At 72.8% G+C, this 25,853-nt stretch carries 25 protein-coding genes and 3 tRNA genes; 13 read left to right on the plus strand and 15 right to left on the minus strand.

All coding sequences use genetic code 11. From position 1 onward, the window contains the following. Positions 1-8: 8 nt before the first annotated feature. Positions 9-3,311, minus strand: a complete 3,303-nt coding sequence (locus BGK67_RS18605) for a response regulator (RefSeq protein WP_069921151.1) — start codon at positions 3,309-3,311, stop codon at positions 9-11. 119 nt (positions 3,312-3,430) lie between these two features. After that, positions 3,431-3,862, minus strand: coding sequence for an SSI family serine proteinase inhibitor (locus tag BGK67_RS18610; protein WP_069921152.1), 432 nt, complete (start codon positions 3,860-3,862; stop codon positions 3,431-3,433). A gap of 186 nt (positions 3,863-4,048) precedes the next feature. Between BGK67_RS18610 and BGK67_RS18615 the strand changes: the two genes are divergently transcribed. The 3 genes from BGK67_RS18615 to BGK67_RS18625 all read left to right on the plus strand — a co-directional run bounded on the left by BGK67_RS18615 (position 4,049) and on the right by BGK67_RS18625 (position 5,599). Further along, positions 4,049-4,139 (plus strand) — tRNA-Ser (locus BGK67_RS18615). Between the two features lie 308 nt (positions 4,140-4,447). After that, positions 4,448-4,520, plus strand: a tRNA-Arg gene (locus BGK67_RS18620). A gap of 713 nt (positions 4,521-5,233) precedes the next feature. Then, positions 5,234-5,599, plus strand: a complete 366-nt coding sequence (locus BGK67_RS18625; RefSeq protein WP_069921153.1) for a PH domain-containing protein — start codon at positions 5,234-5,236, stop codon at positions 5,597-5,599. 19 nt (positions 5,600-5,618) lie between these two features. Here the strand turns inward: BGK67_RS18625 and BGK67_RS18630 are convergent, their stop codons facing one another. Then, complete coding sequence (locus BGK67_RS18630; protein ID WP_069921154.1) at positions 5,619-6,530, minus strand: SMP-30/gluconolactonase/LRE family protein; 912 nt, start codon at positions 6,528-6,530, stop codon at positions 5,619-5,621. Positions 6,531-6,637: 107 nt separating this feature from the next. Between BGK67_RS18630 and BGK67_RS18635 the strand changes: the two genes are divergently transcribed. The 8 genes from BGK67_RS18635 (at position 6,638) to BGK67_RS18670 (ending at position 15,220) form a co-directional block, all read left to right on the plus strand. After that, positions 6,638-7,072, plus strand: coding sequence for an Lrp/AsnC family transcriptional regulator (locus tag BGK67_RS18635; protein ID WP_069921155.1), 435 nt, complete (start codon positions 6,638-6,640; stop codon positions 7,070-7,072). Next, positions 7,069-7,959, plus strand: a complete 891-nt coding sequence (locus BGK67_RS18640) for a DUF2797 domain-containing protein (RefSeq protein WP_069921156.1) — start codon at positions 7,069-7,071, stop codon at positions 7,957-7,959. The genes BGK67_RS18635 and BGK67_RS18640 overlap by 4 nt, the downstream gene beginning before the upstream one ends. Positions 7,960-8,071: 112 nt before the next feature. After that, positions 8,072-8,410 carry an antibiotic biosynthesis monooxygenase family protein gene (locus BGK67_RS18645; protein WP_069921157.1) on the plus strand — a complete coding sequence of 113 codons (339 nt, stop codon included), beginning with the start codon at positions 8,072-8,074 and terminating at the stop codon, positions 8,408-8,410. Further along, positions 8,394-9,275: an amidohydrolase family protein gene (locus tag BGK67_RS18650; RefSeq protein WP_069921158.1), complete on the plus strand. Its 882-nt coding sequence runs from the start codon at positions 8,394-8,396 to the stop codon at positions 9,273-9,275. The genes BGK67_RS18645 and BGK67_RS18650 overlap by 17 nt, the downstream gene beginning before the upstream one ends. 162 nt (positions 9,276-9,437) lie before the next feature. Next, positions 9,438-10,205 carry a response regulator transcription factor gene (locus BGK67_RS18655; RefSeq protein WP_069921159.1) on the plus strand — a complete coding sequence of 256 codons (768 nt, stop codon included), beginning with the start codon at positions 9,438-9,440 and terminating at the stop codon, positions 10,203-10,205. Positions 10,206-10,219: 14 nt separating this feature from the next. Beyond that, on the plus strand, positions 10,220-11,824 hold the full coding sequence (locus BGK67_RS18660; RefSeq protein WP_069923960.1) for a sensor histidine kinase: 1,605 nt from the start codon (positions 10,220-10,222) through the stop codon (positions 11,822-11,824). A gap of 25 nt (positions 11,825-11,849) precedes the next feature. Further along, positions 11,850-13,124: a bifunctional glycosyltransferase family 2/GtrA family protein gene (locus tag BGK67_RS18665; protein WP_069921160.1), complete on the plus strand. Its 1,275-nt coding sequence runs from the start codon at positions 11,850-11,852 to the stop codon at positions 13,122-13,124. Then, a complete protein-coding gene (locus BGK67_RS18670; protein ID WP_069921161.1) occupies positions 13,121-15,220 on the plus strand; it encodes an ArnT family glycosyltransferase in 2,100 nt (699 codons plus the stop codon). Before BGK67_RS18665 ends, BGK67_RS18670 begins: the two co-directional genes overlap by 4 nt. A 204-nt stretch (positions 15,221-15,424) precedes the next feature. On the opposite strand, the gene BGK67_RS18675 is transcribed toward BGK67_RS18670, so the two are convergent. Beyond that, on the minus strand, positions 15,425-16,996 hold the full coding sequence (locus tag BGK67_RS18675) for an MDR family MFS transporter (RefSeq protein ID WP_244291481.1): 1,572 nt from the start codon (positions 16,994-16,996) through the stop codon (positions 15,425-15,427). Positions 16,997-17,123: 127 nt separating this feature from the next. After that, the gene (locus tag BGK67_RS18680; protein ID WP_069921162.1) at positions 17,124-17,579 is read right to left on the minus strand and encodes a MarR family winged helix-turn-helix transcriptional regulator; all 456 of its coding nucleotides are present in this window, start codon (positions 17,577-17,579) and stop codon (positions 17,124-17,126) included. A gap of 103 nt (positions 17,580-17,682) precedes the next feature. Here BGK67_RS18680 and BGK67_RS18685 point away from each other — a divergent pair, with 103 nt between their 5' ends. After that, positions 17,683-17,916 carry a hypothetical protein gene (locus BGK67_RS18685; protein WP_069921163.1) on the plus strand — a complete coding sequence of 78 codons (234 nt, stop codon included), beginning with the start codon at positions 17,683-17,685 and terminating at the stop codon, positions 17,914-17,916. Positions 17,917-18,066: 150 nt separating this feature from the next. Here the strand turns inward: BGK67_RS18685 and BGK67_RS37590 are convergent, their stop codons facing one another. The 10 genes from BGK67_RS37590 to BGK67_RS18730 form a co-directional block, all read right to left on the minus strand. Continuing rightward, on the minus strand, positions 18,067-18,915 hold the full coding sequence (locus BGK67_RS37590; RefSeq protein ID WP_069921164.1) for a hypothetical protein: 849 nt from the start codon (positions 18,913-18,915) through the stop codon (positions 18,067-18,069). Positions 18,916-18,965: 50 nt separating this feature from the next. Beyond that, positions 18,966-19,814 (minus strand): RNA polymerase sigma factor SigF, encoded by an 849-nt coding sequence (locus tag BGK67_RS18695; RefSeq protein WP_069921165.1) that lies wholly within the window; start codon positions 19,812-19,814, stop codon positions 18,966-18,968. A gap of 230 nt (positions 19,815-20,044) precedes the next feature. Beyond that, positions 20,045-21,076 (minus strand): RNA polymerase sigma factor SigF, encoded by a 1,032-nt coding sequence (locus tag BGK67_RS18700; protein WP_244291252.1) that lies wholly within the window; start codon positions 21,074-21,076, stop codon positions 20,045-20,047. Positions 21,077-21,307: 231 nt separating this feature from the next. Then, entirely contained in the window at positions 21,308-21,469 is a 162-nt protein-coding gene (locus tag BGK67_RS38930; protein WP_167739582.1) for a hypothetical protein, read from the minus strand. A gap of 359 nt (positions 21,470-21,828) precedes the next feature. Continuing rightward, a complete protein-coding gene (locus BGK67_RS18705) occupies positions 21,829-22,107 on the minus strand; it encodes a hypothetical protein (RefSeq protein ID WP_069921166.1) in 279 nt (92 codons plus the stop codon). A gap of 142 nt (positions 22,108-22,249) precedes the next feature. After that, positions 22,250-22,334, minus strand: a tRNA-Ser gene (locus tag BGK67_RS18710). Between the two features lie 57 nt (positions 22,335-22,391). Then, positions 22,392-22,820, minus strand: a complete 429-nt coding sequence (tadA, locus tag BGK67_RS18715) for a tRNA adenosine(34) deaminase TadA (protein WP_069923962.1) — start codon at positions 22,818-22,820, stop codon at positions 22,392-22,394. An 86-nt stretch (positions 22,821-22,906) separates the two neighbouring features. Next, complete coding sequence (locus BGK67_RS18720; protein WP_069921167.1) at positions 22,907-23,455, minus strand: tRNA adenosine deaminase-associated protein; 549 nt, start codon at positions 23,453-23,455, stop codon at positions 22,907-22,909. Positions 23,456-23,844: 389 nt separating this feature from the next. Then, complete coding sequence (locus tag BGK67_RS18725) at positions 23,845-24,024, minus strand: hypothetical protein (RefSeq protein WP_079154265.1); 180 nt, start codon at positions 24,022-24,024, stop codon at positions 23,845-23,847. Positions 24,025-24,116: 92 nt separating this feature from the next. After that, positions 24,117-25,070 (minus strand): universal stress protein, encoded by a 954-nt coding sequence (locus BGK67_RS18730; protein ID WP_069921169.1) that lies wholly within the window; start codon positions 25,068-25,070, stop codon positions 24,117-24,119. Positions 25,071-25,209: 139 nt separating this feature from the next. On the opposite strand from BGK67_RS18730, the gene upp reads away from it, so the two are divergent. Beyond that, on the plus strand, positions 25,210-25,845 hold the full coding sequence (gene upp / locus BGK67_RS18735; RefSeq protein ID WP_069921170.1) for a uracil phosphoribosyltransferase: 636 nt from the start codon (positions 25,210-25,212) through the stop codon (positions 25,843-25,845). Positions 25,846-25,853: the final 8 nt, after the last annotated feature.

Consider the following 25,853-nt stretch of genomic DNA (forward strand, 5'->3'; position numbering starts at 1 on the left):
CAGGATGACTAGTTGGTGCCGATCTTGGCCAGCAGGTCCACGATGCGGCCCTGTACGTCCGCCGTCGTGGCACGTTCGGCCAGGAAGAGCACGCTCTCGCCGGACGCCAGCCGCGGCAGCTCGGACGGCTCGATGCCGGCCGTCGTGTAGACGACCAACGGGGTGTGGTTCAGCTGCCCGTTCGCGCGCAGCCAGTCCACGATCCCGGCCCGCCGGCGGCGCACCTGCATCAGGTCCATGACGACCAGGTTGGGCCGTATCCGCGTCGCCAGCTCCACGGCGTCCGTGTCCGCGCCCGCCCGCGCCACCTGGAGGCCCCGCCGCTCCAACGCCGCGGTCAGGGCGGTCGCGATCTCGTCGTGCTCCTCGATCAGCAGGACCCGGGAGGGGTGCTGCTCGCTGTCGCGCGGAGCGAGCGCCTTCAGCAGGACGGCCGGATCCGCGCCGTACGCTGCTTCGCGCGTGGCGTGTCCCAGCCCCGCGGTGACCAGCACGGGCACCTCGGCGGCCACCGCGGCCTGGCGCAGGGACTGCAGGGCGGTCCGGGTGATCGGCCCGGTCAGCGGATCCACGAACAGCGCGGCGGGGAACGCGGCGATCTGCGCGTCCACCTCCTCGCGGGAGTGCACGATCACCGGTCGGTAGCCGCGGTCGCTGAGCGCCTGCTGCGTCTGCGCGTCGGGTGCGGGCCACACCAGCAGTCGGCGCGGATTGTCCAGCGGCTCCGGCGGCAGCTCGTCGTCCACCGGCCGGGGCACGGGACGGTTGGGCACCTCGACGGCGCCGCCGGGCCCGTCCAGCGGCTCGGGGCCCTCGTCGGCGCCCGCCTCCGGGGCTCCTATGGCGAAGGCCCGGCCCTGCGGAACGGGCTCGGAGAGCCGGCGACGGCGGCCGGAGCCCGAACCGGCGGGGTCCACGGAGATGCCCTGCCCGAGGGTGCCGAGGGCGCGCACGCTGATCGGCTGCGCGGCCTGGCCCTCCGCCGGGGCGTCCTGCGGCTGACGGGCCCCGGGAACGGGGACCGAGCCGGTCTCCCCGTCCTCCGGAGCGGTACGGGCCCCCGGAACGGGCCAGGCCGGCGCGTTCGTCAGCGCCCGCCGCCGCCCGGTCGGATGTACGGGGTCTTCCTCGGCCGCGGCCGACGGCGCGGCCGGGGCTTCGTCCTCGGCCACGGGCGCGCCCAGCACCCGCCGCCCGCGCCGTCCGCCGGGAGCATCGGCCTCGGCCTCGGCGGGCGCGGGGGCCGGACCGGCCGGCACGGGGTCCTGCGGAGCCGGGGCGGCGGGAGTCGGACCGGCGGGCAGCGCGAAACCGCCCTCGGGGGCGATGGGCCGCGCGGAAGCCTGGGCGGGAGCGGGAGCGGGAGCGGGCCCGAGCCCGTTGGCCGGCACGGGACCGCCGGGCTGCGCCGGGCCGGCCGCGCCCAGCGCGCGCCGCCGCCCGGCGGGATGCTCCATCAGTGGCACCGGGGGCACGGTGGGCACGGGCGGCAGCGCGGGCATGGCGGTGCCCTGCGGGGGCACGGGCTGCGCCGGTCCGCCTTCGCCGCTGCCGTCACCGGCGCGGCCCCGGCGCCGTCCGGTGCCGGTGCCCAGCCCCGCCGGGTTCACCGGGGACTGCGCGAGCTCCGGCCCGGTCTGCGCCCCGGCCTCGCCGGCCCGGCGCCGACCGGACGGCAGCGCCAGCGCGGCGCCGCCCTCGGCGGCCTTCTCGGCGCCGGGTGCGCCGGGCGGGCCGGCGGCCTCGTCGTCCAGGAACGCGTCCACCCCGCGGCGGGCCCGCCGGCCTCCGGAGACCCGGCCCGCGGGGGCCGCGTCGGCCGGGGGCTCCTCCGCCGGCTCGGGCAGGGTGACGGTCCCCGCGCCGGCGCCCAGCGGCAGCTCCAGCACGTAGGCACCGCCCGGCGCGCCCGGGACCTCCACCGTCTGCAGCACGCCTCCGTGCGCGGTCACGATCCCCCGCACGATGGGCTCGTGGACGGGGCTGCCGCCCTCGTAGGGCCCGCGCACCTCGATCCGTACGACATCACCGCGCTGCGCGGCGGCCACCACGATCGTCGAGTCGCTGTACCCGCTGCCCTGGCGGGTCTTGCCCGTGGCGTCCACCCCGGCCACGTCCGCGACCAGGTGTGCGAGAGCCGTCGCGATCCGGTCCGCGTCGACCTCGGCCTCGATCGTCGGCGCGTGGACGGCGAACTGGGCGCGGCCCGGGCCGATCAGCTCGACGGCGCCGTCGACGCCCGCCGTGACCACGCCGTTGATCAGGACTTTCTTCTTCTTCAGCCGGTCGCTGCCGGAGTCCAGGCGCTGGAAGCCGAGCACGTTGTCCACCAGCGTCGTCATCCGGGAGTACCCGGCGGCCAGGTGGTGCAGCAGCTGGTTGGCCTCGGGCCACAGCTGCCCGGCGTCGTCGGCGGCCAGCGTCGCCAGCTCCCCGCGCAGCTCGTCCAGCGGCCCGCGCAGGGATTCGCCGAGCACGGCCAGCAGCTGCGCGTGGCGCGCGGCGAGCGCGTCGTAGGGCCGCCGGTCGGTGAAGGTCATGACGGCGCCGACGAGCTGCTCCCCGTCCCGCACGGGCGAGGTGGTGAGGTCCACCGCGACCGGCTGCCCGGCCTTGTTCCACAGCACCTGGCCGCGCACGCGGTGCTTGCGCCCGCTGCGCAGGGTGTCGGCGAGCGGGGACTCCTCGAAGGGGAACGGCGAGCCGTCGGCGCGCGAGTGCAGGACCAGGCCGTGCAGTTCACGGTTGCCGAGGTCGGTGGCGCGGTACCCGAGGATCTGGGCGGCGGCCGGATTGACCAGCACCACCCGTCCGTCGGTGTCGGTGCCGACGACGCCCTCGGCGGCGGCCCGCAGGATCATCTCGGTCTGCCGCTGGGAGCGGGCCAGCTCGGCCTCGGTGTCCACGGTCTGCGAGAGGTCCCGTACGACGAGCATCAGCAGTTCGTCACCGGTGTAGCCGGGCTGCGGCTCGCGGTAGGCGTCGCGCCCGTCGAGGTGGGCGCTGGTGACCTCGACGGGGAACTCGCTGCCGTCGGTCCGGCGCGCGATCATCCGCTGGGGCTTGGCCCGGCCGCCGTCGTCCTCGCCCGGCCGGCGCATGGAGCCGGGGATCAGCTTGGAGTCGAATTCGGGCAGGAGGTCGAGCACGCCGCGGCCGACGAGCCCGGTGCCCGGACTCTCCATGACCTCGAGAGCGATCGAATTGGCGTTGACGACAGTGCCGTTGGCGTTGACGAGCAACAGCGCGTCCGGAAGTGCGTCGAGTATTGCTGCGAGGCGAGCAGCGCCTCGGGATGGCCTGCTGCTCACGACGAGCTTCCTCCCTGACCACGACTACTGGCATGTCACGGGAGGAGTCTAAGGCCACAGTCCCGCGGCGAGGTGGCCGATGTGTGGCGGAGACCACCCGTGACGCGCATCCTCCCAGGTCAGGAACGCCCGGGCGGAAGCAGAGGTTCCAACTCCTCCCAGCGGCTGATCTCGCAGCCGTTCGTCCGGCGGAAGTGCGCGTCCACGGTGCGCCCCCGCCAGTTCCCGGTGATGTCGGCGGTGGCGGGCCCGCCGTACTGCATGCGGCAGATCTGCCGGTCGGAGACGGGAGCGAAGGGGTCCTTTCCCTCCCGGGCGAGCCGGTCCAGCCTCGCGCAGGCTTGTTCCGCCGAGGGGTGGTTGCCGCCCACGGGGTCGCATTCGAGTCGGTACTGGCGGTCCATCCGCGGATTGCCGGTGTTGGACATGGTGATCGTCAGTCGGTCGGGCGCCGAGAGCAGCCCGCCCAGGGGCTCGGGCAGCGGGGGCAGCGGTCCGAGGGCCGCGGTGGCCAGAGCGGAGGTGACGGCGAAGGCGGCGAGACGCAGCATGGGGCACTCCAGGTCGTCCGTACGTCGTACGCCTGCCCAACGACGCGGGTCCTGCGATGTTGCGTGCCGAGCGGGGTTTAAGCCTTTGCCCTTCGCCCGCCCCTGCTAGTACCGTGGGAGCGGATTGGTGAGGGGCCCTGCGCCTGTGTCATCATCTGCACGCACCTTCGTACGCGAGGGTGTGCTGGAGGCGTCGCCTAGTCCGGTCTATGGCGCCGCACTGCTAATGCGGTTTGGGGCTTACACCCCATCGAGGGTTCAAATCCCTCCGCCTCCGCGCTTCACGAAGCCCCGGTCCCTGTGGACCGGGGCTTCGGTGCGTTCGGACCCGCGCATCCGTCCCACGCACCCTCTTCCGGCCGCCCCGCCGCGCTCCGACGTCTGTGCGACCTGCGAACGGCCCGGAACGGCGCGGGGGCGTACGCGCAAAGGTTCCGCAGGCGCTTCCCGGCCTCAACCGGATGATCTTCTTCCTGGGCGTTTCCGCAGGTCAGTCATGGTTCGCCTAATGGATTTCGCGTCCCGGCGAGGTCCATGTATTGTTGTTCTCGCAAGGCCAACGGGGCGCAAAACCCCGGCGGACAAGCACTCGTAGCTTAACGGATAGAGCATCTGACTACGGATCAGAAGGTTGCAGGTTCGAATCCTGCCGAGTGCACAGCAGGCCAGAAGCCCCGGACGAAAGTCCGGGGCTTCTGCCGTTTAAGGTCGCACAGCAGCGAAGTACGGCAACCGCCTCAGCCGCCGCTGCCCCCATCGCTTCGGACAGCTTGCCGATCGTGTACCGCACCACTTCCTCGCTCGATCGAAGTCTTGCGCATCGCCCATGAGGCCGACGCCGCTATCTGCAAGGAAGTAGAGCGATCGCTGACGGCGGTGGAGGGGGGCGAAGGGGTGGCGGTGGCCGGCCCCCGATCCCTGGTGGGGTGGAGGCCCTTCAAGCCGCGCGGCCGCTGGGCGAGCCGTGGTGGTGGTGAGCAACAACTCCGCCGAATGCGTCCAGCGCCCCCTGAAGGAGGCTAGGCGTGACATGGCAGGATGCCCGTGGCTGGGTCGGCCTCTGGCCGCTGTACAGCAGCGGCATACCGCAACCCCAACAACCTTGCCCGTCCGACAGCGTCCCTCCGTGGACCCGTAGCGGCCGGAATGGCCGAACGCGCAGTGAGCAAAGGCCCCCAGGAGAAACCCTGGGGGCTTTTGTCGTATGCCCTGGCGGAGGCGGGCGGGGTGGGGCCTCCCCCTTGGTGGGGAGGCGGTACCCCGTGGGGGTCAGGGGCGGGGATGGCTCTGGAGGGGGACGCGGGTTACGGGGCGGGTTGCGTACGGTTCTTGAAGATCGTTCGAAGCGGAGACTGGAAGGCGGGGGCTCTCGTGGGACTGTTCGGAAACGCGCACGGCATCGACTCGGCGTCGGCACAGCGGGACTACGCGCGGCTGCTGGGGCAGGGCGAGCAGGTGCATGCCGCCTATCTGCTGATACGGGACACCATCCTGTTCACCGACCGGCGGCTGGTGCTCATCGACAAGCAGGGGCTCACGGGGAAGAAGGTCGAGTACCACTCCGTGCCCTACCGGAGCATCACCCACTTCTCCGTGGAGACCGCCGGCCACTTCGATCTCGACGCCGAGCTCAAGATCTGGATATCCGGGAGCTCGGCGCCGATCGAGAAGACCTTCACCAAGGGTGTCGACATCTACGAGGTACAGGCGATCCTGACGCAGTTCGTCGCCCGGTAGCCGGGCGCGGCGCCGGGCTTCAGAGGACTCGGGGCAGGCCGGTCACGGACATCACCAGGGAGTAGAGGGAGGTGGTGGCGGTGATGAAGAGGCGGTTGTCCTTGGGGCCGCCGAAGGCGATGTTCGAGACGGGTTCGGGGACGCGGATACGGCCGATCAGAGTGCCGTCCGGGGCGTAGCAGTGGACGCCGGACTCCATCGCGGCGGCCCACAGGCGGCCCTCGTCGTCGAAGCGGATGTTGTCGACGGAGGGGCAGGCGGTGAAGACCCGGTCGCCGGTCAGGGTGCCGTCGTCGGTGACCTTGAATGCGCGGATGTGGCCGACGCGGGTGTCCGCGGCGTAGAGCTCGCTCTCGTCGGGGGAGAAGGCCAGCCCGTTGGGGCCGAGGAAGCCGTCGGCGGCGATGCGGACCTCGCCGGTCACGGGGTCGGCGCGGTAGAGGTTGCAGGCGCCGATCTCGCCCGGGGCGCGATGGCCCTCGTAGTCGCTGGTGATGCCGAAGTCCGGGTCGGAGAACCAGACCGAGCCGTCGGAGCGGACCACCGCGTCGTTGGGGCTGTTGAGCCGCTTGCCGTCGAAGCGGTCGGCCAGGACGGTGATGCGGCCGTCGGGTTCGGTGCGGGTGACGCGCCGGTTGCCCTGCTCACAGGTGATCAGGCGGCCCTCGCGGTCCAGGGTGTTGCCGTTGGAGTGGCCGGCCGGGGAGCGGAAGACGGAGACCGCGCCGGTCGCCTCGTCCCAGCGGAGCATGCGGTCGTTGGGGATGTCGCTCCACACCAGTTGCCGCCAGGCGGGCAGGTACAGCGGGCCCTCCGCCCAGCGGCAGTCGTCGTAGAGCCGGTCCAGGCGCGCGTCGCCGTTGGCGCAGCGACCGGTCTTGAAGCGCTCGTCCAGGATCTCGTACAAGGTGAGGTCAGCTATGCCTGACATGGTTCCTCTGAAAAGTATTTTACCGAACTGTGTTCGGTTCGATGATGAGATTGCAGGATCAGGTACCGTCTTCGCAAGGGCCGACGGGCCCATGGGAGGAAGATCGCGTGGACGACATCGACCGGGCGCTCGTCCTGCGCCTGCAGGAAGACGCCGGCCAGTCGTACGCCGCGCTCGGCGCGGCCGTGGGGCTCTCGGCGGGGGCGACCCACGAGCGGGTCCGGAAACTGCGCGAGCGCGGGGTGATCCGGCGGACCACCGTCGAGGTGGACCCGGCGGCCGTCGGCAGCGGGGTGCTCGCCTACGTGATGGTCGACTCCAACGCCTGGATGGGGGAGTCCGCCGCCGCGTTCGCGGCGATCCCCGAGATCCAGGAGGCGCACATCATCGCGGGCAGCGCGTCGGTGCTGGTCAAGGTGCGCACGGCCTCGACCGGGCAGTTGCAGGATGTCCTGCGGCGCCTCTACGCGATCGACGGGGTCAGCGGTACGCACGCCACCATCGCCCTGGAGACCTTCTTCGAGCGCCCGCTCCCGCTGTGAGCTGGTGGTGCACCGGAATCCGGTGGAAGGACGGGCAGCCCGCCATCGGCTGGTACGGACAGGGGCGGGGTGAGCGGGCGAGTCCGCTCACCTACGGGCAGCGGCTGGCCTTCGTCGCCCGGGGGGAGCGGCGCTGCCTCGGGGTGTGGCGGTCCGGGAAACGGACGCCTTGTCCCACCGGTGCGACCGTGCCTGGCCGGGCGGGGAGCGCGCAGTGCCCCGAATGCGCGCGGCTCGACGGGTCGTTCTCGGTGGCCGCCGACACCCGTGCCGCCGACCCGCGGACCTACCGCGTCTACCTGGCGTGGTTCGGACCCGGGATGGTCAAGGTCGGGATCACCGCCGAGGAGCGGGGGCGGGCCCGGCTGCTGGAACAGGGTGCCGTGGCCTGGGCCTGGCTGGGGCGCGGGCCGCTGATGGCCGCCCGGCGCACCGAGGAGCTGCTGCGGGCGGCGCTCGGGGTGCCCGACCGGATCGCGTACGCCCGTAAGCGCGCCGTACGGGCACAGCTGCCGGCCGCGCCGGAACGGGCCCGGGAGGTCGCCGAGCTGCACGCGCGGGCGGCCGCGCTGCCCGGCTGGCCTGACTCGCTGGAACGGGTCGGCTGTGAGGTCGCCGACCACGCCGCGGCGTTCGGGCTGGAGGGGCTGCCCGATCCCGCCCGGGTGATCACCGAAATGGTTCCCGGCGGGGCGGTCGTGGGGGAGCTGGTGGGTGCGGCCGGCCCCGATCTGCACTTCGCGGACGGGCTGATCGTGGACACCCGCCTGCTGGCCGGGTGGGAGCTCGCCGCCCCGGCGGACGGTGCGGCCGGGACCTCGGTGCCGGTGGCGGAGATCCCGTCGGCCGCGGAGCGTCCGCCGGCCGAGCAGGACGGGCTGTTCTGAGGCGTGCCGCCGGCCGGCGGCTTGGCCGGGCATGGTCAAAACTTGGATCCCTTTGGCCCGCCGGGGCCGATTTCGGTGGACAGGCCGGGGCGGGCCGCACAGGGTGGTGGGCATGAGCCTCCAGCCGGTACCGGCCTTCGAACCGCCTTATCTGATGGCCGTTTTCAGCAATGTGCGCGCCGACGACGACAGCGGCTATCCGCAGGTCCTCGCCCGGATGAACGAGATCGTCGCGCAGAACCCGGGCTTCCTCGGCCACGAGTCCGCGCGGACCCCGGGAGGCCTCGGGATCACCGTCGCCTACTTCCGCGACCACGAGTCGCTCCGGGTGTGGCGGGAGGACCTGGAGCACCAGGCCGCCATGGAGAAGGGCCGCGCGGACTGGTACGAGAGCTACACCCTGCACGTCGCGACCGTCGAACGGAGCCACGGCTTTGCCCGCAACGGCTGAGGCCGTCCGTGCCTTCCGGGAGCGGCTCGGGCTGCCCGGACTGGTGGACGTGCACACGCACTTCATGCCCGAGCGGGTCCTGGACAAGGTGTGGGACTACTTCGACGCGGTCGGTCCGCTGACCGGCATCGAGTGGCCGATCACCTACCGCCACGAGGAGGAGCAGCGGGTCGCGCTGCTGCGGGAGTTCGGCGTCCGGGCCTTCACCGCCATGCTCTACCCGCACAAGCCGGCGATGGCGGCGTGGCTCAACGCCTGGTCCGCGGACTTCGCCGCCCGGACCCCCGACTGCCTGCACACGGCGACCTTCTTCCCGGAGGAGGGCGCGGGTGCCTATGTGCGACAGGCCCTCGACGCGGGGGCCCGCGTCTTCAAGGCCCACCTCCAGGTCGGGGGCTACGACCCGAACGACGATCGGCTCGACGCCGTCTGGGGGCTGCTCGCGGAGGCCGGCGTACCGACCGTGATCCACTGCGGCTCCGGGCCCGTCCCGGCCAAGTACACCGGGCCCGAGCCGATCGCCCGGCTGCTGGCCCGCCATCCGCGGCTGCCGCTGATCGTGGCCCACATGGGCATGCCCGAGTACAGCGACTTCCTGGACCTCGCCGACCGGTACTCCGAGGTGCGCCTCGACACCACCATGGCCTTCACCGACTTCTCCGAACGGATCAGCGGCTTCCCGCCCGGGGACCGCGGGCGGCTTGCCGGCCTCGGCGACCGGATCCTGCTCGGCACCGACTTCCCGAACATCCCCTACCCCTACGAGCACCAGCTCGCCGCCCTCGAACGGCTCGGGCTGGGCGACGACTGGCTGCGGGCCGTCTGCCACGACAACGGCGCCCGGCTGTTCCGGCTCGACGGCTGAGTGCGCCGCCTCGGCTGAGTGCGCCGCCGCGGCTGAGCCGCCCCACGGCTGAGAGCCGGCGACCGGGCCCGCCGCGGTGGTTCAGACGGGCTGCTTCCGTTTCTCAGGCAATTCACAGGAAGGGACAAGAACGCTCTCAGAGGCACCGGACAGCGTGGATGCATGACTGCGACGACCACCTTCCACGCGTCCACGTCCACCAGCAACCCCGCGGCCCTGGTGCGGCCCGACGGCGGGCCCTGCCGGGTCCTCGTCGTCGACGACGAGGCCTCGCTCTCCGAGCTGCTGTCCATGGCCCTGCGCTACGAGGGCTGCGAGGTCCGCAGCGCCGGGGACGGGTCCGGTGCGGTACGAGCGGCGCGGGAGTTCCGGCCCGACGTCGTGGTCCTCGACATCATGCTCCCCGACATGGACGGGCTCGCCGTGCTGGGACGGCTGCGCCGCGAGCTCCCCCAGGTCCCGGTGCTCTTCCTGACCGCCAAGGACTCCGTCGAGGACCGCATCGCGGGGCTGACGGCGGGCGGCGACGACTACGTCACCAAGCCCTTCAGCCTGGAGGAGGTCGTGGCGCGGCTGCGCGGCCTGGTCCGGCGTTCGGGCGCGGCGCAGGCCGCGCGCGGCGGGTCGGTGCTGGTCGTCGGCGACCTGCGGCTCGACGAGGACAGCCACGAGGTGGTCCGCGCCGGACGGGAGATCCGCCTGACCGCCACCGAGTTCGAGCTGCTGCGCTACCTGATGCGCAACCCGCGCCGGGTGCTCAGCAAGGCGCAGATCCTGGACCGGGTGTGGTCCTACGACTTCGGCGGCCAGGCCAATGTGGTCGAGCTGTACATCTCCTACCTGCGGCGGAAGCTGGAGAGCGGACCGGGCATGGCACCGCTGATCCACACGCGGCGCGGCGCCGGATACCTGATCAAGCCGGCCGAATAGTGGCCTTCCGCGGCATGCGGCGGCCGCGCGCCCGCCGGCCCTGGTCGCTGCGGACCCGGCTGGTCGTCTCGGCGGTCGCCCTGATCGCGGTCGTGGGCGCGGCCATCGGAACCGTCACCACCCTCGCCCTGCGCTCCTACCTGGTCGACAAGCTCGACGACCAGCTGCGCACCTCCGTGTCCATGGCCTCCCCGCCGCCCGGCCCGGGGAAGGCGATCAGGGAGGGGAAGTCGGTGCTCGGCCCGGGCACCCCGCTGGGCGCCGTCGGGTTCCGGGTCGCTTCCGACGGCAAGGTGTTCGGCGCCGACCGCAGTGTGCGCCTCGACGACCCCGAGCGCGGCAGCCCCTCCCCGCTCACGGAGGCCCAGATCGCGGTCCTCGCCCATTCCGCCCGCACGGGCGGGCAGGGCACACCCACCGCGGTGAACCTGAGCCTGCCGGGGCTGGGGGCGTACCGGGTGCTGTCCGCACCTGACGGCAGCGTCGTCCTCGGCTTCCCGCTGCGCGAGGTCGACTCCACGGTGAACACGCTGATCGCGGTGGAGGTCTGCGTCACCCTCGCCGGGCTGATCGCGGCCTCCCTCGCCGGGCAGGCCCTGGTCGGGGTCGCCCTGCGGCCGCTGCGCCGGGTCGCCGCCACCGCCACCCGCGTCTCCGAACTCCCCCTGCACCGGGGCGAACCCGACCTCCACGAACGGGTGCCGGACGCCGAGGCCGACCCCCGCACCGAAGTGGGCCAGGTCGGCGCCGCCCTCAACCGGATGCTGGGCCACGTCTCCGCCGCCCTCACGGCCCGCCAGGAGAGCGAGACCCGGGTCCGGCAGTTCGTCGCCGATGCCAGCCACGAACTGCGCACCCCGCTCGCCTCCATCCGCGGCTACGCGGAACTGACCCGCCGGGGACGGGAGGAGCCGGGCCCCGACACCCGGCACGCCCTGGGCCGGATCGAGTCCGAGGCCACCCGGATGACCGGACTGGTCGAGGACCTGCTGCTGCTGGCCCGGCTCGACGCGGGCCGGCCGCTCGCCGCCGGGGACACCGACACCGACCTGGCGCCCCTCGTCGTCGATGCCGTCAGCGATGCCCGGGCCGCCGGCCCCGAACACCACTGGCGGCTGCGCCTGCCCGACGAGCCCGCGACCGTCCGAGGGGACCCGGCCCGCATCCAGCAGGTCCTGGTCAATCTCCTGGCCAATGCCCGTACGCACACCCCGCCCGGCACCACCGTCACCGCCGATGTCTCACTGGGGGCACCCCCAGCGGCAGCGGGGGGAGAGGCAACGGCCGTCCGGCTGCGGATCGAGGACGACGGCCCCGGCATCCCGCCCGCCCTGCTCCCCCACGTCTTAGAGCGTTTCGCCCGCGGCGACGCCTCCCGCTCCCGGGCCGCCGGCTCCACCGGCCTCGGGCTCGCCATCGTCCAGGCCGTGGTGACCGCGCACGGCGGCCGGGTCGGCGTACGGAGCGAGCCCGGGCGGACCTGCTTCGAGGTCCTGCTGCCGCTCGCCGGTGCCGGACCCCGCCCGCACGCGCAGGGGCGCCAGGCCCCCCGGACGGACCCGCAGCCGGACCCACACCCCGACTCACAGACGGGGCACAGGCTCACCACACAGCGGTGACAGCCCGCCCAGCGAGGGTCGGAGCATGCCAACCGACGCCTCCCCCACGGCACTTCCGGCCCGGGCGCCCCTCGCACCCGTGCCCGGCGAGCCCGTCCTCGACGTGGTGATCCCGGTCTTCAACGAGGAGAAAGACCTCGGACCGTGCGTGCGTAGGCTGCACGAGCACCTCACGCGTACCTTCCCCTACCCCTTCCGGATCACCGTCGCCGACAACGCGAGCACCGACCGCACCCCCGAGGTCGCGGGCACGCTCGCCGCGACGCTGGATGGCGTACGCAGCACCCGGCTGGAGGAGAAGGGCCGGGGCAGGGCCCTGCGCACCGTCTGGTCCGGCTCCGACGCGCCGGTGCTCGCGTACATGGACGTGGACCTCTCCACCGACCTGAACGCCCTGCTGCCGCTGGTCGCCCCGCTGATCTCCGGCCACTCCGACCTCGCCATCGGCACCCGCCTCGCCCGGTCCTCCCGGGTGGTGCGCGGAGCGAAGCGTGAGTTCGTCTCCCGGGTCTACAACCTCCTCCTGCGCTCCTCCCTCGCCGCCCGCTTCAGCGACGCCCAGTGCGGCTTCAAGGCCATCCGGCGGGAGGTCGCCGAGCGGCTGCTGCCGTTGGTGGAGGACTCCGGCTGGTTCTTCGACACCGAGCTGCTCGTCCTCGCGGAGCGGGCCGGGCTGCGGATCCACGAAGTGCCGGTGGACTGGGTCGACGACCCCGATTCCACCGTCCACATCGTCCGGACCGCCGCCGAGGACCTCAAGGGCGTCTGGCGGGTGGGCAGGGCCCTGGCCGTCGGCACGCTCCCGCTCGACCGCCTCGCCCGCCCCTTCGGCGACGACCCGCGCGACCGCACCGCCCTGCCCGGGGTGGACGGCGGGCTGGCCCGCCAGCTCCTCGGCTTCTGTGCGGTCGGCGCCCTGTCCACCCTGCTGTACCTGCTGCTGTACTCCGCCTTCCGCGCCGCAACCGGCCCGCAGGTCGCCAACGGCGCCGCCCTGCTGCTCTCGGCCGTCGCCAACACCGCCGCCAACCGGCGGCTCACCTTCGGGGTGCGCGGCCGCGACCGGGCGGTGCGCCACCAGGCCCAGGGCCTGGTGGTGTTCGCCATCGGACTGGCCCTGACCAGCGGCTCCCTCGCCGCCCTCGGGGCGGCCGCGGCCCAGCCCGCGCACAGCACCGAACTGGCCGTTCTGATCACCGCCAACCTCGCCGCCACCGTGCTGCGGTTCCTGCTCTTCCGCGCCTGGGTCTTCCCCGACCGGCGCGGCCCCGAGTTTCCTACGCCCAAGGACAGTCGATGACCACGGCAGCACTTCCGCTCTTCCCGGCCGCCGAGGCCCGGGCCCGCACGGGCCGGCCCCGCTGGGAACGGCCCGCGCTCGCCGGGCTCCTGACCGCCACGGCCCTCCTGCTGCTGTGGGACCTGGGCTCCTCCGGCTACGCCAACTCCTTCTACTCCGCGGCCGTGCAGGCGGGCAGCGAGAGCTGGACGGCCTTCTTCTTCGGCTCCTCGGACGCCGGGAACTCCATCACCGTCGACAAGCCCCCGGCCGCGCTGTGGCCGATGATGCTGTCGGTCCGGCTGTTCGGGCTCGGCTCCTGGCAGATCCTCGTCCCCCAGGCGCTGATGGGCGTCGCGACGACCGCGGTGCTGTACGCCGCCGTACGGCGCCAGTTCGGCCCGGCGGCCGGGCTGCTGAGCGGCGCGGTGTTCGCCCTGACGCCCGTCGCCGCGCTCATGTTCCGCTTCAACAACCCTGACGCGCTGCTGACCCTGCTGCTCACCGTCACCGTGTACTGCGTCCTGTGCGCCCTCGACGGGGCGCACACGAAGTGGCTGGTCTGGGCGGGGGTCGTGGTCGGATTCGCCTTCCTCACCAAGACCCTGCAGGCCTTCGTCATCCTGCCGCCGCTCGCCCTGCTGTACGCCGTCTGCGCGCCCACCGCGCTGCGCAGGCGCATGGGCCAGCTGCTGCTGGCGGGGCTCGCGATGGTGGTGGCCGGCGGCTGGTGGGTGGCCGTCGTGGAACTGTGGCCCGCCTCCTCCCGCCCGTACATCGGCGGCTCGCAGAACAACTCCTTCCTGGAACTGACCCTCGGCTACAACGGGCTGGGCCGGATCAACGGCAACGAGACGGGCAGCGTGGGCGGCGGACGAGGCGGGGGCGGAGGCGGCGGCTGGGGTGAGACCGGCATCGACCGGCTGTTCTCGGCCAACATCGGCGGTCAGATCTCCTGGCTGATGCCCGCGGCCCTGGTGCTGCTCGTGGCCGGCCTGGTGGTGACCTGGCGGGCCCGCCGGGCCACCGACTCGCTGGAGGGCATGGCGCGGGCTGCGTTCCTGGCCTGGGGCGGTTCGCTGCTGATCACCGCGCTCGTCTTCAGCTACATGCAGGGCATCTTCCACGAGTACTACACGGTGGCACTGGCGCCGTTCGTGGCCGCGCTGACCGGCATGGGAGTCGCCGTCCTGTGGGAGGAGCGGGGCACCCGCGCCGCGCTCATCACCCTGTCCGGCACGCTCGCCCTGTCCGCCGTCTGGTCGTACGTGCTGCTCGGTCGCGCCGGCGGATACCTGCCGTGGCTGCGCTGGGCGGTGCTGGTGGGCGGGCTGCTGGCCGCGGCGGCGCTGCCGTTCGCCGCGCGGGCGGGGCGCCGGGTGCTCCTGGCGACCGCGGCGCTGGGGTTGGGCGCGGTGCTGGCGGGACCGCTCGCGTACTGCCTGACCACCGTGAGCACCGGGCACACCGGGTCCATCGTGACCGCCGGCCCCGCGGTCGCGGGCGGCCGGGGCGGGCCCGGCGGCATGCTGCGGGACGGCGCGGGCGGGCCCGGCGAGCTGCCCCCGGGCGGTCCCGGCGGTATGGGCGGTACGGGGCAGGGCGGCCGGCCGCAGGGCGGCAACACCCCGCCGCAGGGCGGCGGTGTGCGCGGCCAGGGCGGGCGCGGCCTCGAGCTCGCGGGCGGCGGAGGCCAGGGCGGGCCGGGCGGCCTGCTCGGTGGCAGCCGGGTCGGAGCCGAGGCCAAGACGGCCCTGAGCGCCGACGCCGACCGGTACACCTGGGCGGCGGCCGCCATCGGTTCGCAGAACGCGGCGGGTTACCAGCTGGCCGGCGGCGCGCCGGTGATGCCGATCGGCGGCTTCAACGGCAGCGACCCCTCGCCCACCCTGGAGCAGTTCCAGCAGTACGTACGGGACGGGAGGATCCACTGGTTCATCGGCCAGGGCGGCACCGCCGGCGGCACCGGCGGCGAGGCCGACGGAGGCATGCGCCAGGGAGGCGGCGGACCGGGCGGAGCCACCGGCACCGCCATCGAGGCCTGGGTCAAGGCCACTTTCAAGGCCACGACGGTCGGCGGAGCCACCTTCTACGACCTGACGGCTTCCACGTCCTGACCGGCGCCACTGCGCCACTGTGACGACAGGGCCTGGCATCGAGAGGGCGGACCGGGCATTCCGGGCCGACCCACCTGGCGTGAGGAGGGTGCCTCCAGGGTGACCGCGGCCGATGCCGGTGATCCGCCGCCGCCCTGCGGCGGCTCGCTTCCGAAGGGCCGGCCCGGTTCTCGATGCGGAGGCTCGCCGGGCCGCCCCCGGCGCTCAGGCCTTGGCCGCTACCTCCGCGGGGGCCGCGGCGGTCCCGGCGGAGCCCGCCGCCGGGGCGTGGGCCTCGGGCTTCGACTTCAGCGCTACCTCCTTGATGAAGAGGCAGAGCAGCAGCGCCAGCAGCGCGGTGGGCGCCGAGTAGAGGAAGACGTCGCCCACGCCGTGGCCGTACGCCGACTCGATGACCGTACGGACCGGGGCAGGCAGCTTGTCGAGGTCCGGGATGGCGCCGCCGCCCGTGCCGCCGTGGCCGAGCGCCGCGGCCTTCGGGCCGAGCGCGGCCAGACCGTCCTTCACGTACCCGGTGACCTGGTGCGCCATCACCGCGCCGAGCGCCGAGACGCCGACGGCGCCGCCGAGCGAGCGGAAGAAGGTGACGACCGAGCTGGCCGCGCCCAGGTCCTCGGCGGCGACCTGGTTCTGGGTGGCGAGGACCAGGTTCTGCATCATCATGCCGAGGCCGAGTCCGGTCAGCGCCATGTAGACCGCGATGTGCCAGTACGGGGTGTCGTACCGCAAGGTGCCCAGCATCCCCAGGCCGGCGGTCAGCAGGACGCCGCCCATGATGAGCCAGACCTTCCATTTACCGGTCTTGGTGATCACCTGACCGGAAACGGTGGAGGAGGCGAAGAGCCCGCCGATCATCGGAATCGTGAGGATTCCGGACATCGTGGGGGTCTCGTTGCGGGCCAACTGGAAGTACTGGCTGAAAAACACCGTGCCCGAGAACATCGCGATGCCCACGAACAGCGAGGCCGCCGAGGCGAGCGTGATGGTCTTGTTGCGGAACAGCCGCAGCGGGATGATCGGGTCGCTCGCGCGGGACTCGACGAGGACGAAGAGCAGGCCGAGCGCGACCGCGCCGCCCGTCATCGCCCAGGTCTGCCAGGAGATCCACGGGTAGGTGTCGCCGGCCTGCGTGACCCAGATCAGCAGCGCCGAGACGGATCCGCTGATCAGGAAGGCGCCCAGCCAGTCGACCTTGACCTCGCGGCGCACCACGGGAAGCCGCAGGGTCTTCTGCAGGACGATCAGCGCGATGATCGCGAAGGGCACGCCGACGTAGAAGCACCAGCGCCAGCCCAGCCACTCGGTGTCGGTGATGACACCGCCCAGCAGCGGGCCGCCGACGGTGGCGACGGCGAAGACCGCACCGAGGTAGCCGCTGTACCGGCCGCGCTCGCGCGGGGAGATCATCGCGGCCATCACGATCTGGGCGAGGGCGGACAGGCCGCCGACGCCGATGCCCTGGACCACGCGGCAGGCGATCAGCGTGCTCGTGTTCTGGGACATGCCCGCGACCACGGAACCGAGGACGTAGATCACCAGGGCTATCTGGACCAGCAGCTTCTTGCTGAAGAGGTCGGAGAGCTTGCCCCACAGCGGGGTGGCCGCCGTCATCGACAGCAGGGCGGCGGTGACCACCCAGGTGTACGAGGACTGCGTGCCGCCGAGGTCGCTGATGATCTGGGGCAGGGCGTTGGAGACGATCGTCGAGGACAGGATCGCCACGAACATGCCGAGCATCAGCCCGGACAGGGCCTTCATGATCTGTGCGTGGGTCATGTCCGGGGCCACGGACGGCGTCGCGGACCTGGTCACGGACGTGGTCACGGACGTGGTCGCGGAGGTGGTCGCGGACGGGGGCGGGTTGTCGGTCGTCGTCTCCGACTGGACCATGTCGTTCCTTTGTCTAGAAGCTCGATCGGAGCCGGGCCAGCAGCGTGTTCAGCGCGTCGACGTCCTGGGGGGACCACGCGGCCAGTGCTCTTTCCAGTGCGGCCGTGTAGCGGGAGCCCAGCTCGGTGAGGAGCGTCCGGCCGGCCGGGGTGAGCCGCAGGATCCGGCACCGGCCGTCCCCCGGGTCCGCCTCCCGTTCGATCCAGCCGTGCTCGGCTACGTGCGTCACGTGCCGGCTGGTCACCGAGATGTCGACGGCCATGTGCTCGGCCAACCGGCTCAGCCGCATCTCGCCGTGCCGGTGGAGCACGGTGAGGACGGCCGCGGCGCCGGGCGGGCAGTCCGGGGGCAGGACGCGGGCGAGGTCGCGTTTGACGGCGCCGATACCGGTGAGCTGGCGGGCCAGCTCCTCGTACCGTGTGGTCCGCGTCGTCTCCGTCGTCTGTACGGTCACCGGACAGCCCCCCATGTTGTTGCTTAGAGCAACCATAGAATCTGATGGTTGCTACAGGCAAATGAATCCGGGGGGTGGGGCGGTAAAGGAATCGGAAAACCGGCTAGGGTCCTGCTCCATGGCTGCGAACCACAACTCACAGGGCCCCGAGGGCAACTACGACCCCGCGGGCAGCACCCAGATGTTCCGGGCGTTCGTCGAGGAGGCCGCTCCGGCCCGGCAGGCGCCCACCCGTCGCCAGCTCCGCGAGGAGCAGCAGCAGGCCGCCGGCTCGAAGAAGGGCGTGTGGCTGGGGCTGGCCGTCGCGCTCGTCGTCGTGGCCGGCGTGGCCGCCTGGCTCGTCCTGCGCTGAGCCGCGGGGCCCGCTTCAGGCCCGGCCGGGCGCCCCGCCGTGCCCGGATCCGGCCCGGCCGGCGCCCCGCCGCGTCCGGGCCCGGCCTCTCGCCCCGCCGCGCCCGAACTCGGCCTCTCGCCCCGCCGTGCCCCGGATCGGGCCCGGAGCTCAGTTCCAGGTGGCCGTGACCTGGCGGGTCTCCACGTGCATGCCCAGCGGCACCCGCCAGGCCTCCACGCACACCGTGTAGCGCTGCGTCTTCGCGGTCCCGCCCGCGATGGGCGCGGGCAGCGGCTGGGTCGTGGTGATCGTGGCCCAGTCGATGCCGAGGGCGCCGATGATGTGCGTGGCGAAGCTGACCGTGCCCGAACGGGCCGCGGCGGTCCCGGTGTTGGTGAAGGTGACGGTGACCTGCTCGCACCAGCGGTCGGCCGCGGCCGCCCTGGCGGGGGCGGACAGCGTCAGCTTCGCCGGGGTGGCCGGCGGCGCCGGGGGCGTGGTGCCGGGCTTCGCGGGCGGGCTCGACGGCGTGTCCGGCGTGCCGGAGCCGCCCGGGCCGCCGGAGCCACCCGAGCCGCCGGAGCCACCCGAGCCGCCCGGGCTGCCCGAGCCGCCGGAGCCACCCGAGCCGCCCGGGCTGCCCGAGCCGCCGGGTGTGCCGGGTGCGTGGGTGGACGGGCCGGCTCCGGGTGGGGTGCCCGGAGGTCGTGCGGAGCCGCCGGGTCCGGTGGTCGCGGTCCCGCCCTGGGCGGAGCCGCCGGGTACCTGGGACCCAGGGGTACCGGCCGGCGTACTCGACGACACGGAGGATCCGCCCGCCGCCGACGGGCCGCCGAGCGGCTGGAACTCCACCCCGCCCTGCGGCGCCACGTTCTCCCCCGCGCCCCGTTCGGGGCCCGGGGCGGCGGCGCCCACGGCGAGGTAGCCGTCCCGTGCCGGGCCGCCGCAGCCGGTGAGGCCGGCGGCGGCCGTGCAGCACAGGGCGAGCAGGACGGCGGCGCGAGATCCCTTTCGCATCGCGCCAGTTTTCCTGACGCTCCATCAAATGGGAAGCGCGTGCGCCCAGATCACTCGCCGATCAGGCCAGCGCGCAGCTGCGCGAGGGTGCGGGTGAGCAGCCGGGAGACGTGCATCTGCGAGATGCCGACCTCCTCGCCGATCTGCGACTGCGTCATGTTGGCGAAGAACCGCAGCATGATGATCTGCCGTTCGCGCGCCGGGAGTTTGGCGAGCAGCGGCTTCAGCGACTCGCGGTACTCGACGCCCTCGAGCGCGGTGTCCTCGTAGCCGAGGCGGTCCGCGAGCGAGCCCTCGCCGCCCTCGTCCTCGGGGGAGGGCGAGTCCAGCGAGGAGGCGGTGTAGGCGTTGCCGACGGCGAGGCCGTCGACGACGTCCTCCTCCGAGACGCCCAGCACGGCGGCGAGCTCGGGGACGGTCGGCGAGCGGTCCAGCTTCTGGGCGAGCTCGTCGCTGGCCTTGGTCAGCGCGAGGCGCAGCTCCTGGAGCCGGCGCGGGACGCGGACGGACCAGGAGGTGTCCCTAAAGAATCGTTTGATCTCGCCCACGACGGTCGGCATCGCGAACGTCGGGAACTCCACGCCGCGTTCGCAGTCGAACCGGTCGATCGCCTTGATCAGGCCGATCGTGCCGACCTGGACGATGTCCTCCATCGGCTCGTTGCGGCTGCGGAAACGCGCGGCGGCGTACCGGACCAGGGGCAGGTTCAGCTCGATCAGGGTGTCGCGTACGTACACCCGGTCCGGGCTGTCCGCTTCCAGGCCGGCGAGGCGCTGGAAGAGGGAGCGGGAGAGGGTGCGGGTGTCGATGGCTTCCGAGCGGTCAGACGCTGGCGGTGCTGCCGGCGCCGCGCTCTTGACGAGCGTGAGCACCTTGGAGCTGCCCTGGTCTACGGACATGCCACCCCCTTGAGGTCGCGGACGGTCGCGTTCGGCGCGCCCGTCGGAGGAACGCAGCCTCCACCTGAATACCGGAGGCGGGGCTGCGGCAAACGCGGTTCAAGCAGAATGTCACATGTCGGCAACACGCTGTAGCGCCAAGTCGACATATATCTCCAGCGACAGACGAGGTGAGAGGGCGATCAGCCCGTTCTGTCGGGAATCAAGTGAATGATCTCCACTCGTTCCGGTTACGCCTCGATCCTGTTTGCGGATCTCAGTCGGGCGAAACTCCGGGCGAGGAGCCGCGAGACGTGCATCTGGGAGACGCCGAGCTCCGCGCTGATCTGCGATTGCGTCAAATTGTTGTAGTACCGCAGGAGCAGGATCCTTTGCTCACGCTCGGGCAGCTGTACGAGCAGGTGGCGGACGAGGTCGCGGTGTTCGACCCCGGCGAGCTCCGGGTCCTCGTATCCGAGCCTGTCGAGGAGGCCGGGCATGCCGTCGCCTTCCTGGGCGGCCTCGAGCGAGGTTGCGTGATAGCTCCGCCCGGCCTCGATGCAGGAGAGCACCTCGTCCTCGCTGATGCGCAGCCGCTCGGCGATCTCGGCGGTGGTCGGGGTGCGGCCGTGGAGGGTGGTCAGGTCCTCGGTGGCGGCGTTGACCTGCACCCACAGCTCGTGGAGCCGGCGGGGTACGTGGACGGTGCGCACGTTGTCGCGGAAGTAGCGCTTGATCTCGCCGACGACCGTCGGCATCGCGAACGTCGGGAACTGCACGCCGCGGTCCGGGTCGAACCGGTCGATGGCGTTGATCAGCCCGATGGTGCCGACCTGGACCACGTCCTCCATCGGCTCGTTGCGGCTGCGGAAGCGGGCGGCCGCGTAACGGACGAGCGGGAGGTTGGCCTCGATGAGGGCCCCGCGCACCCGGTTGTGCTCGCTGGTGCCCGGCTGGAGCCCCTTCAGCTGCCCGAAGAGGACTTGGGTCAGGGCCCGGGTGTCCGCGCCCCGGCTCGGTGGCCTCGGGGGCGCGGGCGGCGATTCGGGCGGGGCGGGCGAGGCGGAGGGACCGGGCGAGGCGGAGGGACCGGGCGAGGCGGAGGGACCGGGCGAGGCGGAGGGACCGCTCTGGGCCGGGGGTGCGGCCGGGGCCGGGGGTGGGGCCTGGCCGGACGGCTCCTCGGCGGAGGGATCGCGGCGCGGCTCCTGGCGGGGCCCCTGGCGCGACTCCTGCCGGGGCGGTACCGGGGAATCCTGCTGCGGGTCCTGCTGGGGTGGCACCTGAGGCGCAGTACTGGCCGGCACGGTCACGCCACCCCTTCAGTCAACTCATCCGTCAAAAGCGGTCATAGCATCACAAGAGATGTGCACTGTGTGCAAGCACCGTATATCGCCGTGTTGAGGGCAAGTTGGGCATAGTGGGGCATTGCGTCCAGTGGTGGGGATGCAAAAAGCCCCCCACCCGTCGGAGTGGGGGGCCGGGAAATCCGGAAGCCGCTTCAGCGTACGGGCTCAGCGCACCAGTTCGGTCATGAACTCGCCGATACCGGAAGCCGCATCCGATATGCCCTGGAAACCTATTCCCACCATCTCGGCCGCACGCTTGGGCTGGGTGATGATCACGAAGAGCACGAAGATGGTGAGGGCACCGGTGATGAGCTTCTTGGTGTCCATGAACGGTGACGGCCTCCCCAACCGGTCCTGCAAAGTCGGGTGAGTCTAACCGGTCGGGTTTGGACACTCACCCGCCCTTTAAGGACCAATGACCCGGCACTCCAGGCCCTTTGCCGGTGTGTCCCCGGTTGCGGGAGGCGCAGGATTGATGTGAGCCCACCGGTTCTGGCAGGAAACCGGTGGGTGAGGGACAGGACCTCACTGCGGGGTCCGAGCCGCAAGCTTCCCCCTGACTGCGGCCCGGGCTGGCAGGTTCCGTCCTCATCGGGGGAAGCGGCTTGTCCCCCCGATGCCGCTTCCCCCGTCCCACGCGTGGAAGGTCCCGACTCCGGTCGGGGCCTTCTTCGTGTTTTTCCCTGCTACTGGATGGCGCCGGCCAGGTCCAAAAGGGGCTGTACGGGGGCGATCACGGGCGTCAGGTCGTCCGGCAGCTGCGCGAGCCGGTTGAGCTGGTTCGCGCCCTGGCTGATCTGCCCGCCGATCTCCTGGACGGAGGTGGGCTGCATGCCGGGGGCGGCCGACGGGAGGTCCGGGAGGGTGAGGGGGGCCACGGGCGCGGCGGAGGCGGCGGGCGCGGCGAGTCCCGCGGCGGCCCCCGCGAGGGCGATGGCGGCGAGCATGCGCTGGGTCTTGGTCATGCCGTGACAACGGCCGAGGGGGCGGGCGGTCACGCGGACGTCATCCGTAGGGACGCGCGGGCCCGGTCGCGCGAGGCCCCGAGAGCCGTGTGGCGGAACGCCGAGAGCCCCGACCTTTGCGGGTCGGGGCTCTCGATCGGAGCGGTAGTGGAGGGATTTGAACCCCCGATGGGTTGCCCCATACTCGCTTTCGAGGCGAGCTCCTTCGGCCACTCGGACACACTACCGAGATGGATCCTAGCCTAAGGAGCCTCATTCACCGAAATCGGAATCCGCCGGGCCGGTCACAGGTCGCGGAAGAAACCCGTGAGCTGTTGAGCGCACTCCTCGGCGAGGACGCCGCGGACCACTTCGGGCCGGTGGTTGAGCCGCCGGTCGCGTACGAGGTCCCAGAGCGAGCCGGCCGCGCCGGCCTTCTCGTCGTCCGCGCCGTAGACGACCCGGGCGACGCGCGACTGCACGAGCGCGCCCGCGCACATCACGCACGGCTCCAGGGTCACCACCAGGGTGCACCCCGGAAGCCGCCAGTCCGCGAGTGCGGCCGAGGCCCGGCGCAGTGCCAGTACCTCGGCGTGCGCCGTGGGGTCGCCCGTCGCCTCGCGCTCGTTGTGCCCGGCGGCGACGACCGTGCCGTCGGGCCCGAGCACGACGGCGCCGACCGGCACGTCGCCGGTCGGCACCGCCCGGGCGGCCTCCTGGAGCGCCAGGCGCATGGAGTCCCGCCACGGGTCCCGTACGGGATCGGGGCCGTGCGCGTCATGCGTGTCGTACGTGTCGTGCTTGTCGTGCGGAGGGAGCACTAGCGGACGGCCTCCAGGACCTCGGTGGCGCCGAGGGAGTCGGCGATCGCCGAGAGGGCGTCCCCGTCCAGGGTCATCAGTTGTTTGTGGGTCACGCCGAGGTCGTCCAGCAACTGGGGGTCGCCGAGCGGACCGGCCGGCACCGGCTCCGCGCCGGTCCCTCCCGGCTCGTCCTCGTCGTCGGTCTCGTCGGTGAAGGCGGTGAGGGGTTCCTCCTCGCCGTCCTCGGTGCCGTCCAGGTCCAGCTCGTCGAGTTCGTCGTCCTCCTCGTCGCTGCCCAGCAGCTCTTTGGTCAGCATCGAGCCGTAGGAGCTGCGGGCGGCCGCGGAGGCGTTCGAGACGAAGTACCGCGGGTCCTCCTCGCCGTCCACGCGGACGACGCCGAACCAGGCGTCCTCCTGCTCGATGAGGGCGACCACCGTGTCGTCGTAGACAGCGGCGGACCGGGCGAGGTCGATCAGATCACTGAGGGACTCGACGTCGTCGAGTTCCATGTCGCTCGCTTCCCACCCGTCTTCGGTGCGCGCGAGCAGTGCGGCGAAATACACCGTGACTCTCCCACTGGTCGTAGGCATGCCGGTTGGAGGTCCCCCCGGCCGGAGGTCGGGGTCGAACGGCTGTGGTGCTCGCCGTACGGTCCCGCCCAATCGGCATCGTGGCAGAAACGGCGGCATTGCGAGAGGTCTTCCGCGCTTGCGTCGTCCCGTGCCGTGCGCCGCGCGGCCCGTGCGGGGGGCGTGGGGCGGCGGTGTCGTACGGGTCCGGGGGCCCCGCCGGGCTCCGGAGCGGCGCCCCTCGGCGCCGGGCGCGCCCCGGCCGTGTCGGGCGGGCGGCGCGGGCGTGGCAGCCGCGCAGTCGCCGCCGCCCCGGGCCCGCCCCGGCGCTCTTGGGCGGCCCCGGCCTGCGGCGGCGTGGTGCGGGAGCGCAGGGGAAGGGACTACCAGCGGAACGTGCGCATGCGCATCTGCTGCCGCATGCGGGCGGCGCGGGCGCGGCGGGGCTGGACGCGGTCGCGCAGCGCCCGCGCCTCCATGAGGTCGCGCAGGAACTGTGCGCGGCGTGCTCGGCGCTGCGCCGCGGTCTCCGGTTCTTCGTTGCTCGGCTGCGTGTCGGGCATCGGCCACCACCCCGGGCTGGTCGGTCGTTCCCCCTGCACCCACCTTCCCCCGGTCGGACCGTTTGATGCCACCCCACCGCAGGTCAGAACGGTCAGGCGGCGTCGGACGCCTCGGCGCGGAGCGTCGGGACCACGGCCACGGGGCCGTGCGCGTGCTGCAGTACCGCGTGGGCCACCGAGCCGATCAGCAGCGCCATGGCCCCCCGCCGCGGATGGTGGCGGCCCACCACGACCAGCTCCGCCGACCGCGAGGCGATGACCAGCCGGCCCGCCGCGTCCCCGGGCACGGCGGCCTGCTCGACCGGGACCTCGGGGTAGCGGCTGCGCAGCGGCGCCAGCCGCTCCGTCTGGGACCGCAGCATCTCCCGCTCGGCCGGTACGGCGTCCCCGTCGTCCGGCAGGCCCTCCGGCGGGATCACCACGAACGGGGCGTCGATCATCATGGTCGGCGCGGGCGGTATGGCGTACGCGGACACCACCTGGACGGTGGTCCCCCGCACGGACGCCTCCGTGAACGCGAAGGCCAGTACGTCGTCCGGGGTCTCCGCGGCGTGCAGCCCGAGCACGACCTTCCCGGCGGACTCCTCCCGCGCGGCGCCGGCCGCCTTCCGGTCCGCGTGGGGGATCACCACCACCGGGCACGGCGCGGTCGTCGCGACGGCGCGGCTGTTCGAGCCGAGCAGCAGGCTGGCGAAGCCGCCGCGCCCGCGGGAGCCCATCACGAGCATCAGGGCCTCCGCGCCGATCACCCGCAGGGCCTCCGGTACGGAGCCCTCCAGGGACTCGTAGCGGACCCCTTCCGGCAGGCCGGGGCCGCCGCCCAGCAAGGCCCGGATCCGGTCGCTCACCGGGTCGGCGAACTCCTCCGGCTGTGAGGCGTCGTGGAGGGAGGCCCGGCGGCCCGCGTACAACTGGGCGTGGTCGGGCAGTACATGGGCGATCAGGAGCCCCGTACCGTGCCGCAGCGCCGCGGCCCTGGCCCACTCCAGGGCCGCGAGGCTGTGCTCGGATCCGTCGACGGCGGCGATCACCGGTGCGTTGCTCATCAGTCCAGCCTGGTGGGCTGCCGCGCGGGTCGCATCCCCAGACGGACGCGCGGGGGCCCGCGCAGCGCGTAGCCTTTTGGGTGCAGGTCGCGTCTCGCGGCCGTTTTTGCAGGTCGCAGGCCGAGTTTTGGAGGATGTTGTGCGTTTGCAGGTCGTCGATCACCCCTTGGTGGCGCACAAACTCACCACCCTGCGCGACAAGCGCACCGACTCCCCCACCTTCCGCCGGCTCGCCGACGAGCTGGTGACCCTGCTCGCGTACGAGGCCACCCGGGACGTGCGCACCGAGCAGGCCGACATCGAGACCCCGGTCGCCCCGACCACCGGGGTGAAGCTCTCGCACCCGCGTCCGCTGGTCGTGCCGATCCTGCGGGCGGGCCTCGGCATGCTCGACGGCATGGTGCGGCTCCTGCCGACCGCCGAGGTGGGCTTCCTGGGCATGGTCCGCAACGAGGAGACCCTGGAGGCCTCCACGTACGCGACGCGCATGCCCGAGGACCTCTCCGGGCGGCAGGTCTACGTCGTCGACCCGATGCTGGCCACCGGCGGCACCCTCGTCGCGGCGATCCGGGAACTGATCAAGCGCGGCGCGGACGACGTCACGGCCGTGGTGCTGCTGGCCGCGCCCGAGGGCGTCGAGATCATGGAGCGCGAGTTGGCGGGCACGCCGGTGACCGTGGTGACGGCCGCGGTCGACGAGCGGCTCAACGAGCACGGCTACATCGTTCCGGGCCTGGGCGACGCGGGCGACCGCATGTACGGCTCGGCCGAGTAGTACCCCGG

This window comes from Streptomyces subrutilus, from assembly GCF_001746425.1.
Classification (GTDB): Bacteria; Actinomycetota; Actinomycetes; order Streptomycetales; family Streptomycetaceae; genus Streptomyces; species Streptomyces subrutilus_A.

Excerpts from the sequence above, each read along its gene's own strand:
- BGK67_RS18610 (WP_069921152.1), bottom strand. The coding sequence starts at position 3,862 with ATGCTGCGTCTCGCCGCCTTCGCCGTCACCTCCGCTCTGGCCACCGCG.
- BGK67_RS18630 (WP_069921154.1), bottom strand. The coding sequence starts at position 6,530 with ATGTCAGGCATAGCTGACCTCACCTTGTACGAGATCCTGGACGAGCGC.
- BGK67_RS18645 (WP_069921157.1), top strand. The coding sequence starts at position 8,072 with ATGAGCCTCCAGCCGGTACCGGCCTTCGAACCGCCTTATCTGATGGCC.
- BGK67_RS18655 (WP_069921159.1), top strand. The coding sequence starts at position 9,438 with ATGACTGCGACGACCACCTTCCACGCGTCCACGTCCACCAGCAACCCC.
- BGK67_RS18660 (WP_069923960.1), top strand. The coding sequence starts at position 10,220 with ATGCGGCGGCCGCGCGCCCGCCGGCCCTGGTCGCTGCGGACCCGGCTG.
- BGK67_RS18665 (WP_069921160.1), top strand. The coding sequence starts at position 11,850 with ATGCCAACCGACGCCTCCCCCACGGCACTTCCGGCCCGGGCGCCCCTC.
- BGK67_RS18670 (WP_069921161.1), top strand. The coding sequence starts at position 13,121 with ATGACCACGGCAGCACTTCCGCTCTTCCCGGCCGCCGAGGCCCGGGCC.
- BGK67_RS18675 (WP_244291481.1), bottom strand. The coding sequence starts at position 16,996 with ATGACCCACGCACAGATCATGAAGGCCCTGTCCGGGCTGATGCTCGGC.
- BGK67_RS18680 (WP_069921162.1), bottom strand. The coding sequence starts at position 17,579 with ATGGGGGGCTGTCCGGTGACCGTACAGACGACGGAGACGACGCGGACC.
- BGK67_RS18685 (WP_069921163.1), top strand. The coding sequence starts at position 17,683 with ATGGCTGCGAACCACAACTCACAGGGCCCCGAGGGCAACTACGACCCC.
- BGK67_RS37590 (WP_069921164.1), bottom strand. The coding sequence starts at position 18,915 with ATGCGAAAGGGATCTCGCGCCGCCGTCCTGCTCGCCCTGTGCTGCACG.
- BGK67_RS18695 (WP_069921165.1), bottom strand. The coding sequence starts at position 19,814 with ATGTCCGTAGACCAGGGCAGCTCCAAGGTGCTCACGCTCGTCAAGAGC.
- BGK67_RS38930 (WP_167739582.1), bottom strand. The coding sequence starts at position 21,469 with ATGGACACCAAGAAGCTCATCACCGGTGCCCTCACCATCTTCGTGCTC.
- BGK67_RS18705 (WP_069921166.1), bottom strand. The coding sequence starts at position 22,107 with ATGACCAAGACCCAGCGCATGCTCGCCGCCATCGCCCTCGCGGGGGCC.
- tadA (WP_069923962.1), bottom strand. The coding sequence starts at position 22,820 with ATGCGCCTGGCGCTCCAGGAGGCCGCCCGGGCGGTGCCGACCGGCGAC.
- BGK67_RS18725 (WP_079154265.1), bottom strand. The coding sequence starts at position 24,024 with ATGCCCGACACGCAGCCGAGCAACGAAGAACCGGAGACCGCGGCGCAG.
- BGK67_RS18730 (WP_069921169.1), bottom strand. The coding sequence starts at position 25,070 with ATGAGCAACGCACCGGTGATCGCCGCCGTCGACGGATCCGAGCACAGC.